This is a genomic window from Streptomyces sp. NPDC047002 (genome assembly GCF_040704505.1).
GTDB lineage: Bacteria > Actinomycetota > Actinomycetes > Streptomycetales > Streptomycetaceae > Streptomyces.
This window is the reverse complement of record NZ_JBEYWC010000021.1, coordinates 119,179-130,362: the sequence shown is the minus strand read 5'-3', so window position 1 is coordinate 130,362 and position 11,184 is coordinate 119,179. Positions and strand designations below refer to the sequence as shown.

General features: G+C 71.3%; 7 protein-coding genes. 6 read left to right on the top strand and 1 reads right to left on the bottom strand.

Translation table 11 applies throughout. The features are described from left to right. Positions 1-95 precede the first annotated feature (95 nt). Positions 96-1,568 (bottom strand): CCA tRNA nucleotidyltransferase, encoded by a 1,473-nt coding sequence (locus AB0910_RS20455; protein WP_366746005.1) that lies wholly within the window; start codon positions 1,566-1,568, stop codon positions 96-98. Between the two features lie 255 nt (positions 1,569-1,823). Between AB0910_RS20455 and AB0910_RS20450 the strand changes: the two genes are divergently transcribed. The 6 genes from AB0910_RS20450 to trxB all read left to right on the top strand — a co-directional run bounded on the left by AB0910_RS20450 (position 1,824) and on the right by trxB (position 11,171). Continuing rightward, entirely contained in the window at positions 1,824-4,205 is a 2,382-nt protein-coding gene (locus tag AB0910_RS20450; protein ID WP_366746004.1) for a DUF6049 family protein, read from the top strand. A gap of 46 nt (positions 4,206-4,251) precedes the next feature. Next, entirely contained in the window at positions 4,252-6,450 is a 2,199-nt protein-coding gene (murJ, locus tag AB0910_RS20445; RefSeq protein ID WP_366746003.1) for a murein biosynthesis integral membrane protein MurJ, read from the top strand. Positions 6,451-6,569: 119 nt separating this feature from the next. Further along, positions 6,570-8,288 (top strand): protein kinase family protein, encoded by a 1,719-nt coding sequence (locus AB0910_RS20440; protein ID WP_366746002.1) that lies wholly within the window; start codon positions 6,570-6,572, stop codon positions 8,286-8,288. 24 nt (positions 8,289-8,312) lie between these two features. Next, positions 8,313-9,017 carry an RNA polymerase sigma factor SigM gene (sigM, locus tag AB0910_RS20435; RefSeq protein ID WP_366746001.1) on the top strand — a complete coding sequence of 235 codons (705 nt, stop codon included), beginning with the start codon at positions 8,313-8,315 and terminating at the stop codon, positions 9,015-9,017. Then, positions 9,014-10,051 (top strand): zf-HC2 domain-containing protein, encoded by a 1,038-nt coding sequence (locus AB0910_RS20430; RefSeq protein WP_366746000.1) that lies wholly within the window; start codon positions 9,014-9,016, stop codon positions 10,049-10,051. The genes sigM and AB0910_RS20430 overlap by 4 nt, the downstream gene beginning before the upstream one ends. Positions 10,052-10,178: 127 nt before the next feature. After that, on the top strand, positions 10,179-11,171 hold the full coding sequence (gene trxB, locus AB0910_RS20425) for a thioredoxin-disulfide reductase (protein WP_366745999.1): 993 nt from the start codon (positions 10,179-10,181) through the stop codon (positions 11,169-11,171). Positions 11,172-11,184: the final 13 nt, after the last annotated feature.

Genomic DNA, 11,184 nt, shown 5'->3' with positions numbered 1-11,184 from the left:
CAACACACCTCCACCAACACTCTTCCCCCACCCCACGCTCTTCCGATCTGTCATGTTTCACGTGAAACATGACCCCGCCCCCTCGTCTGGCGCCCTCAGGCGCCCTGCCGCTCCGCCCACCACTTCCTCAGCGCCGCCACGGCCTCGTCATGCCCCAGGGGCCCCTGTTCGAGCCGCTGCTCCAGCAGGAACGAGTAGGCCTCACCGATCGCGGGGCCGGGCCCGATGTCCAGGATCTCCATGATCTGGTTGCCGTTGAGGTCCGGCCGGATCGCGTCGAGCTCCTCCCGCTCCTGGAGCTCCGCGATCCGCTCCTCCAGGCCGTCGTACGCACGGGAGAGCGCGGCCGCCTTGCGCTTGTTGCGGGTGGTGCAGTCCGAGCGGGTCAGCTTGTGCAGTCGGCTGAGCAGCGGTCCCGCGTCCCGTACGTAGCGGCGCACGGCGGAGTCCGTCCACTCCCCCGACCCGTAGCCGTGGAACCGCAGATGGAGTTCGACCAGCCGGGAGACGTCCTTGACCATGTCGTTGGGGTACTTGAGGGCGGTCATCCTCTTCTTCACGAGCTTCGCCCCCACCACCTCGTGGTGGTGGAAGGAGACCCGGCCGTCCCCCTCGAAGCGGCGCGTCCGGGGCTTGCCCACGTCGTGCAGGAGCGCGGCGAGGCGCAGGACCAGGTCGGGCCCGCCCTCCTCCAGGTCGATGGCCTGCTCCAGGACGGTCAGCGAGTGCTCGTACACGTCCTTGTGCCGGTGGTGCTCGTCGCTCTCCAGCCGCAGCGTCGGCAGCTCGGGCAGCACCCGCGCGGCGAGGCCGGTGTCGACGAGCAGGGCCAGCCCCTTGCGGGGGTGCCCGGACAGCAGGAGCTTGTTCAGCTCGTCCCGCACCCGCTCGGCCGAGACGATCCCGATCCGGTCGGCCATCTCCGTCATGGCGGCGATCACGTCGGCGGCGACCTCGAAGTCCAGCTGCGCCGAGAAGCGCGCGGCCCTGAGCATCCGCAGCGGGTCGTCGGAGAAGGACTCCTCTGCCGTCCCCGGAGTCCGCAGCACGCGCCGGGCGAGGTCGTCGAGGCCGCCGTGCGGATCGACGAACTCCTTGCGCGGCAGCGCGAGCGCCATCGCGTTCACCGTGAAGTCGCGGCGCACCAGGTCCTGCTCGATCGAGTCGCCGTACGACACCTCGGGTTTGCGCGACGCGCGGTCGTACGCCTCCGAGCGGTAGGTCGTCACCTCGATCTGGAAGTCCTGCTCGACCCCGTCCACCAGCGCGGTCTTGCGGCAGCCGATGGTGCCGAACGCGATCCCCACGTCCCACACGGCGTCCGCCCACGGCCGCACGATCTTCAGAATGTCCAGCGGCCGGGCGTCGGTGGTGAAGTCCAGGTCGTTGCCGAGCCGGCCGAGCAGGGCGTCCCGTACCGACCCGCCCACCAGGGCGAGCGAGAAGCCCGCCTCCTGGAACCGGAGCGCCAGGGCATCGGCGACGGGGGACACCCGCAGCAGTTCACTGACCGCGCGGCTCTGCACCTGATTCAGTGCACGGGGATTGTCTTCGTTGGCGTTCGGCACAACAGGAAAGCGTACGTGCAGCGGAGGACGCGGTCCGCTCCGGTTTCCGGTATCCCGTACATCAACGGGTATCAACGGGTTTCGTCCGTACCCCCGCCTCCTCGGTGTGCGGTCGCACCGCCGGGCATGAGAGTCTTCACGATCTCGTGGAACACTCCCCAGCACTTCGCCACAGCGCCCATCGTTACCATGCGGGGACGCACCGAACGACAGACCACCAGCGGCAGCCAACGAGGACGAGGGACGGACGAGCGCGTGGCCGATGCGGCACACTTCCGGGGGACGGGCCACAGCGCTGCCCGTCGGTGGCTGCGGCGCGCAGTGGCCCTGACCGCCGGAGCTCCACTCCTCGCGGGCCTGCTCGCGGGCACCGCGCAGGCCGCGCACACGGCGGTCCCCGCGGCACCGGAACCGGCGTCCGCGCCGGTGAAGGCGGGCGCGGACGGCACCGTCGCCGTGGCCCTCAACACGCTCTCGCCGAGCGCACCGGTCAAGGGCGACACCCTCACCATCTCCGGCACCGTGACCAACCGCGGCAAGACCGCCGTCGACGACGCGGACGTCGACCTGCGGGTCGGCCCCCGCCTCTCGGGCCGCAGCGCCATCGACGACGCCGCGAACGCGTCGGCGAGCACCGCGGTCCAGGTCGCGCCGCTGGGCGGCAAGTACCGCGTCAAGATCGCGCACCTGCCGGGCAGGGCCCGCCAGGACTTCGCCCTCTCGGTGCCCGTCAGCGACCTCGGCCTCGACGAGAGCGGCGTCTACCAGCTCGGTGTCTCCCTCTCGGGCGAGACCGCCCGGGAGCCCTGGGATCACGTGCTCGGCATACAGCGCACGTTCCTGCCGTGGCAGCCCGAGCCCACGGACAAGAAGACACAGCTCACCTTCCTGTGGCCGCTGGTCTCCACGATCCACCTGTCGGCGCAGACGGGCGCGGACGAGCAGCAGACGCCCGTCTTCGACAACGACGACCTCGCGGCCGACCTGGCGCCCGGCGGACGGCTCCAGCAGATGGTGGCCCTCGGCAGCCAGCTGCCCGTCACCTGGGTCATCGACCCCGACCTGCTGGCCACGGTCGACGCGATGACGCACAGGTACAGCATCAAGAAGGGGAACACCACGGTCCCCGGCAAGAACCAGCAGCTCGCCAACCAGTGGCTGAACTCGCTGGAGAAGGCCGTGCAGCACCACCCGGTGGTCGCCCTGCCGTTCGCGGACCCGGACCTGGCGTCCCTGGCCCACACCGGGCGGGGCGTGTCCGGGGGGCTCAGCCACCTCCAGCCGGCCACCCAGGTCGCCGCGACCACCGTGGACACGATCCTCCATGTGACGCCGTCCACGGACTTCGCCTGGCCGGTCGACGGGGCGGTCGACCCGTCCATCGTCGACGTGGCGACCTCCGCGGGCGCCGACAAGGTGATCGCCCGCAGCGACAGCCTCGTCGACAACCTGCCCTACACGCCGACCGCGGCACGGCCCGTGGGCGGCGGTACGACGGCGGTCGTCGCCGACACCCGGCTCTCCACGGCCTTCCAGGGCGACCTGACGACGGCCTCCGCCTCCACGCTCGCGGTGCAGCGGTTCCTCGCCCAGTCGCTCGCCCTGGCCCAGCAGGAGCCGGACAAGCAGCGCAGCATCGTCGTCGCGCCCCAGCGGATGCCGAACGCCGGGCAGGTCCAGGCGATGGCCGCCGCGCTGCACGGGCTGGACTCGGAGCGCTGGACCGAGCCGCAGAACCTGATGGACGCGGCCTCGGCCACCCCCGACCCGAGCGCGAACACCCACGTCCCCCCGCAGTCCGGCTACCCGCGGAGCCTGCGCAAGCAGGAGCTCCCGACCTCGGCGTTCCAGCAGATCCAGGACACCCAGGACCTGCTCACCCGCTTCACGGACATCCTCAGCGCCCCCGACCGGGTCGAGGCGCCCTTCGCGAACGCCCAGGAGCGGTCGATGTCCACCTCCTGGCGGGGCGACACCGGGCGGGCGAGCGCCTACCGCGGATCGGTGCGGGCCTACCTGGACGGCCTCAGGGGCGAGGTGCTGCTCGTCCCCAAGTCCGACCTGACGCTCTCGGGAGCGAGCGCGACCATCCCGGTCACGGTCCAGAACAAGCTTCTCCAGGACGTCCAGCACCTCGTGCTGCGGCTCTCGTCGAGCAAGCCCACCCGCCTCAAGCTCGACGGCGACAAGGCCGTGGCGGACCAGCCGATCAAGGTCGGCGGCGGCCACAGTCAGTCGGTGAAGTTCACCGGCACCGGCAACGCCAACGGCCCGGTCGAGGTGAGCGCGCAGCTGTTCACCCAGGACGGCCGCCCCTACAGCCAGAAGATGACCTTCGAGGTCAAGGTCTCGGAGATCACCCCCACCGCCATGCTGGTCATCGCGAGCGGTGTGCTGCTGCTCGTCTTCGCAGGCGTCAAGATGTACAGCAGGCGCAAGCGCGCGGCCGCCCGCCGCGCGGCAGCCCAGGAAGCACGGGGCGACGGCCCGGAGGGCGGGCCGGACGACGGCCCCGCGGACGGTCCCGGCGACGGCCCGGCGAACGGCTCGGACGGCGAGCAGCCGAGTGACCCCGCAGTGGACACCCGACCTGGAAACCCGGCACCGTCGGGCTCGGGTGAGAAGGTGGACCGTTGAGCGATGTCGTGGCCGGCCGGCCCGGGACGATGAGGTGGGGTAATCCATGAACGCGCCGTACGACGGTGAGCGCGGCCCTGGCACGGGCGGCGACCCCGCGGGGCAGCACCCCGCACCGCCGCCGCCCGCGCAGGGCGATCCGTACGCCCAGCAGCCGTACCCCCAGGAACAGCAGCAGTCCCAGCAGCACGCACAGCAGCCGCCGTACGCCCCCCAGGCCGGGGACCCGTACGTCCAGGAGGCGTACCGGGAGGACCCGTACTGGGCCCGGGAGCACTCGTCCCGGGATCCGGTGACCGACGCACTCCAGGACCGCGCGGCGCACCCGCCGCAGGCGCCCGGCACGCCCGCGGACGCCACCCAGCAGCTGTACCGGCCGCAGCCCCAGCAGCAGCGCTACGGTCCCGACCCGCGGGTGTGGGCGCAGAGCACGCCGCAGGAGTCCTACGGCGACGACAGGACCATGCAGTTCACCGGCGTCGACGACCTGGTGACCAGGGCCGGCACGGAGCCGCAGCGGCCGGACGCGTTCGCGCACCTCTACCGCGACCAGCAGGCGGGCGCGCCCGCGGCCCCCGCAGAGCCCGAGCCCGAGCAGCCCGCCCCGGCGAAGCCCGCGAAGTCGGGCGGGCTCCTCAAGTCCAGTGCCGTCATGGCCGCCGGCACCCTGGTGTCCCGTCTGACCGGCTTCATCCGCAGCCTCGTCATCACCGCGGCCCTGGGGGCTTCCCTCCTCGGCGACTCGTGGACCGTCGCCTACACCCTGCCGACGATGATCTACATCCTCACCGTCGGTGGTGGCCTCAACTCGGTCTTCGTTCCGCAGCTCGTCCGCGCGATGAAGGAGGACGACGACAATGGCGAGGCGTACGCCAACCGGCTGCTCACCCTCGCGATGGTCGTGCTCGCCGTCATCGTCGCCATCGTGGTGCTCGGTGCACCTGAGCTGATCCACGCGCTCTCCGGGACCGTGGCCGGCAATCCGGACGCCGACAACGTCGGCGTGACCTTCGCGCGCTATTGCCTGCCCACGATCTTCTTCATGGGCATCCACGTGATCATGGGTCAGGTCCTGAACGCGCGCGGCAAGTTCGGCGCGATGATGTGGACCCCAGTCCTCAACAACATCGTCATGATCGCCACCTTCGGCCTGTTCATCTGGGTCTACGGCACGGCTGCCGACTCCCACATGACGGTACGCACCATCCCGCCGGACGGCGTCCGGCTGCTCGGCATCGGCACCCTGCTCGGCCTGACGGTGCAGGCACTGGCAATGATCCCCTACCTGCGCGAGGCCGGCTTCAAGTTCCGGCTGCGCTTCGACTGGCGTGGGCACGGACTCGGCAAGACCGTGGCGCTCGCCAAGTGGACAGTCCTCTTCGTCCTCGCCAACCAGGCGGGCGTGCTGGTTGTCACACAGCTGTCCACGGCGGCCGGCAACGCGTCCCACGCGCAGGGCAGGGGCTTCCTCGCGTACAGCAACGCCCAGCTGATCTGGGGCATGCCGCAGGCCATCATCACCGTGTCCGTGATGGCGGCCCTGCTGCCGCGCATCTCGCGAGCGGCGAGCGACGGCGACTCCGGTGCCGTGCGCGACGACATCTCACAGGGCCTCAGGACCTCCGCTGTCGCGATTGTGCCGATCGCCTTCCTCTTTCTGGCGCTCGGCGTACCGATCTCGACGCTGTTGTTCTCGTCGAGCGGCCTGGACTCCGCCCGCTCCATGGGCTACATCCTGATGGCGTTCGCCCTGGGACTCATTCCCTACTCCGTGCAGTACGTCGTCCTGCGCGGCTTCTACGCCTACGAGGACACGCGAACGCCCTTCTACAACACCGTCGTCGTCGCCGCGGTCAACGCCGCCGCCTCCGCGATCTGTTATCTGGTGCTGCCCGCGCGCTGGGCCGTCGTCGGCATGGCCGCCTCGTACGGGATCGCCTACGCGGTCGGAGTGGGCGTCGCCTGGCGCAGGCTTGCGAAACGGGTCAACGGCGACCTCGACGGCAAGCGCGTCACGCGGACGTACGCCCGTCTCTGCCTCGCGGCCATCCCAGGGGCCATCGTCGGTGGTGCGATCGGACTGGCGATCCTGAAGTATGTGAGCGAGGGAGCGGGCGGTGCCCTCCTGGCGCTCGCGTTCGGCGGCGCGGCGCTGCTCGGCGTCTTCTACGTCGCGGCCAAGAAGATGCGGATCGAGGAACTGAACGGCATGGTCGGGATGGTGCGCGGCCGCCTGGGGCGGTAGCGGCGCGCGGTCCTGGCACAACCATCGCCGGGCACCGTGTGTCGTGCATAGCACCTACTGCGGGCACAATTGGCTTGGCTGTTGAACAGTGCGCAACGGATGGGGAGGCAGGAGCGACGGTGGCGGAACGTAGCACGGCTGCCGTCGACGTGGCCGACAACGGTGGCGACGAGCCGCTGTCCGCCAAGCAGGACACGGCGGAGGAGACCACGGCCGACGGGGCGGCGGAAGCCCAGGACAGCGCGGAGCAGTCCGCGGCCGCGACAACGCCCGACACGAGCGACGAGGCCGGCGAGGCCGAGCAGGACTTCGTGGCGCCGGAGCTGCACAGCGGCCACAAGCTGGCCAGACGCTACCGCCTGGAGGAGTGCGTCACCCGTCTGGACGGATTCAGCAGCTGGCGTGCCGTCGACGAGAAGCTGCGCCGCGCGGTCGGTGTGCACCTCCTCCCCGCCGAGCACCCCCGCGCCCGCTCCGTGCTGGCCGCCGCCAGGTCCGCCGCGCTCCTCGGCGACCCCCGCTTCGTGCAGGTCCTCGACGCCGTCGAGGAGAACGACCTCGTCTACGTCGTCCACGAATGGCTGCCCGACGCGGTCGAACTCACCGCTCTCCTCGCCTCGGGGACCCTGGAGGCCCATGACACCTACCAGCTCGTCAGCCAGGTGTCCCAGGCCATGGCCGCGGCCCACCGCGAAGGGCTTGCGCACCTGCGGCTGACGCCCGGCGCCGTGCTGCGCACCTCGGGCGGCCAGTACCGCATCCGCGGCCTCGCGGTGAACGCCGCGCTGCGCGGCATCACAGCGGACCGCCCGCAGCGCACCGACACCGAGGCCATCGGCGCCCTCCTCTACGCCTCCCTGACCCAGCGGTGGCCCTACGAGACCGACGCCTACGGGCTGACCGGCCTGCCGAAGGGCGTCGGGCTCCTGCCGCCCGACCAGGTGCGCGCGGGCGTCCACCGAGGGCTCTCCGAGCTCGCCATGCGGGCCCTCGCCAACGACGGCGCCACGGCGTCGCGGCAGGAGCCGCCCTGCACCACGCCCGACGAACTCGCGAAGGCCGTGGCGGAGATGCCCCGCATCCGGCCGCCAGAGCCCGCCTTCACCGCGCCCCCTGACTACCAGCGCACCACCTACCAGCAGGGCAGCTACGGGACGCCGCAGCCCGGCCCGCGCAGCACGGTGGTCGCACCGCCGATCGTGCCGCCGCCCCCGCTCCAGACGCGTCCCGGCAGGCTCCTGAAGTGGGTGGTCTCCGCCCTGGTGATCGTGGCCCTCGGCCTCGGCAGCTGGCAGATCGCCGACCGGGTGCTCAGCCACCGCGACAACGACTCGCCGGCCCCTTCGAAGGTCACCAAGGACGACGGCGACAAGGCGGCCGCCGCCTCGAAGCCCCTGGCCATCGCCGGGGCCCATGACTTCGACCCCCCGCCGGGCGACGGATCGGAGAACCCCGGCGACGTCCCGAAGGCGTACGACGGCAACTCCGCCACCTCGTGGGAGACCAAGCGCTACATCGGCGAGCCGACCTTCGGGAATCTGAAGGCCGGGGTCGGCCTGATCCTGGACCTCGGCAGCGTCCAGCAGGTCGGATCGGTCACGGTCGACTTCGTCGGGCAGACGTCCGTCGAGCTGAGGACCGCGTCAGCCGACGCCGGCGCGAGCCCGACCTCGCTCGACGGGTTCACGAAGATTGCCGAGGGAACCGGTGAGAAAGTACAGCTGAAGCCTTCCGCCCCGGTGAAGTCGCGGTACGTTCTGGTCTGGCTGACCAAACTTCCGGCGGTCGGGGACGGCGGCTACCGGGGCTCGGTCTCGGAGATCCACGTCACCAGCTGACCGGATCAGGGGAGGGGCTCACCGTTGGACGACGCCGCACTCACCGACGTGAGCGACCAAGACCTTCTGGCCGCCCATGTCGACGGCGATCCGGACGCCTTCGGTGAGCTTGTGCGCCGCCACCGCGACCGACTGTGGGCCGTCGCGATGCGCACGCTGGGCGACCGGGAGGAGGCCGCCGACGCCGTGCAGGACGCCCTGGTCTCCGCCTTCCGCGCCGCCCATACGTTCCGGGGCCAGTCAGCCGTCACCACGTGGCTGCACCGCATCACCGTGAACGCCTGTCTCGACCGGGTCAGGAAGGCGGCGAGCCGCCGCACCACCCCGGTGGACGACACCGAGCGCATGGAGCAGCTCCTCGGACCCCATGAGTCGGCCGAGGCCCCCGCGGAGCGCCAGGACCTCCACCGGCAGCTGTTCGCGGCGCTGGCGAAGCTTCCCCCCGACCAGCGGGCCGCCCTCGTCCTGGTGGACATGCAGGGCTATCCCGTCGCCGAGGCGGCCCGGGTCCTCGGAGTACCGAGCGGCACGGTCAAGAGCCGCTGCGCGCGGGGCAGGGCCCGTCTCCTGCCGCTCCTCAGCCACCTCAGAAGTGACGTGGGCGACACGCCCAGGCGGGCCGGGGGACGGAACCGGACGCCCGGGGCTCCCGTCCCACCGACGACGGGACAGAACTCGACGGAACCGGGCGATCCGGCAGCGCTGAAGGGCGGAGGTGGACGCGCGTGACTTCCCCGTCCGACAGGGGCCGGCACCCGGACGTCGAGGAGATCTCCGACTACACCGAGGGCCTCCTGCCCCCGTCCCGCACCGGCGAGGTCAGGCAGCACCTCGACGACTGCGCGGACTGCGCGGACATCCACCGCTCACTGCGGGAGATCCAGGGCCTGCTCGGCACACTGCCCGCTTCCTCCCCCATGCCGACCGATGTCGCCGAGCGCATCGACGCGGCTCTCGCGGCGGAGGCGCTGCTCGACACCGCCAGGGAACCCTCGGCTCTCCACGGCCCCAGGGCCCCCCGGGAGAGCGCGGCCACCACCGACGACCGGACCTCGGCCGCCGCGGAGCACGTCGGGCGAGGTGACGCGCGTAGCGACGAGCAGGCCTCCGCTTCGGAGGCCGTCGCCATGGCCGGCGAGCCTCATGTTTCACGTGAAACATCGCGCTCCTCGCGCGCTCCCGGGACTCCGAGCCGCTCGACCAGCGGCCCGGGCCGCAACGCGACCGGCCCCGGCAGGACCCCGCGCCGACGCAGGAGCGTCGCCCTCGGGACCGCTCTCGGCGTGGCCGTGATCGGTGCGGGAGTCCTCCTCTTCCAGGGCACGGACGGGAAGACGCCGGTCACGTCGGCTGACCGTCAGGCGTCGTCCCGGGCCAGCGCCACGGCGAACGCCGACGAGTTCTCCGGCTCCCCGCTGGAGACCCGTGTCGACACCCTTCTGACCGCGAAACCGAGCGGTACCCCGCGGTCCGCGCCCGGAACCCAGAGCAACTCGGCGGACACGGGTGCCTCGACCAGTCAGCCGTTGATGCAGGCTCTCCCTGAGGTGCCGCGCTGCGTCCAGCAGGGGACGGGCCGCACGGAGGCCGTCCTCGCGGCCCAGCAGGGCACCTACCGGGGGACGCCGGCCTACCTCCTCGTCCTGGCCAACCCCTCGGACGACACCACGGTCCGGGTGTATGTCATCGACTCGTCCTGCGTGGGCGCGACCCCGCCCGTCAAGGGCGCGGTCCTGGAGACGGAGACCCTGCCCCGCCGCTGACCAGAGGCCCTTCGCGCCGACGTCCTGTCCGGGAATGCACGGCCCGTAGTATCCGTTGGGTGGGATGACAGTCCTTGAACTGGTCCCGATGAGGCAGCAGGCAGTCTCCAGAGACGAGGAAGAACCCGTGAGCGACGTCCGTAACGTGATCATCATTGGCTCCGGGCCGGCCGGCTATACGGCCGCGCTGTACACCGCGCGTGCGTCGCTGAAGCCGCTGGTCTTCGAGGGCGCCGTCACCGCGGGCGGCGCGCTGATGAACACCACCGAGGTGGAGAACTTCCCCGGGTTCCAGGACGGGATCATGGGCCCGGACCTCATGGACAACATGAAGGCCCAGGCCGAACGGTTCGGCGCGGAACTCGTGCCCGACGACATCGTCGAGGTGGACCTGACGGGCGCCATCAAGACCGTCACGGACACGGCGGGTACCGTGCACCGCGCCAAGGCCGTGATCGTCGCGACCGGCTCCGCCTACCGCAAGCTGGGGCTGCCCCGCGAGGACGAGCTCTCCGGCCGCGGTGTCTCGTGGTGTGCGACCTGTGACGGCTTCTTCTTCAAGGACCAGGACATCGTCGTGGTCGGCGGCGGCGACACCGCGATGGAGGAGGCCACCTTCCTCTCGCGCTTCGCCAAGTCCGTGACGATCGTGCACCGCCGCGACACCCTGCGGGCCTCCAAGGCCATGCAGGACCGCGCCTTCGCCGACCCGAAGATCACCTTCGCCTGGAACAAGGAGGTCGCCGAGATCCACGGCGACCCCAAGCTCAGCGGGCTGACCCTGCGCGACACGCAGACCGGCGAGACCTCCGAGCTGGCCGTGACGGGTCTGTTCATCGCGGTGGGCCACGACCCGAGGACCGAGCTGTTCAAGGGCCAGCTGGACCTGGACGACGAGGGCTACCTCACGGTGGACGCCCCCACGACCAGGACCAATCTCGCGGGCGTCTTCGGTGCGGGCGACGTGGTCGACCACACCTACCGCCAGGCGATCACCGCCGCGGGCACCGGCTGCTCGTCCGCGCTGGACGCCGAGCGCTACCTCGCCGCGCTGAGCGACAGCGAGGAGACGCCGGAGCCCGAGAAGACCCCCGCGTCGGGTCAGACCGCCACGGTCTGACCCGCCTCCGACC

Bases quoted from the DNA above. Each gene is read 5' to 3' on its own strand.
- murJ (WP_366746003.1), top strand. From the start codon at position 4,252: ATGAACGCGCCGTACGACGGTGAGCGCGGCCCTGGCACGGGCGGCGAC.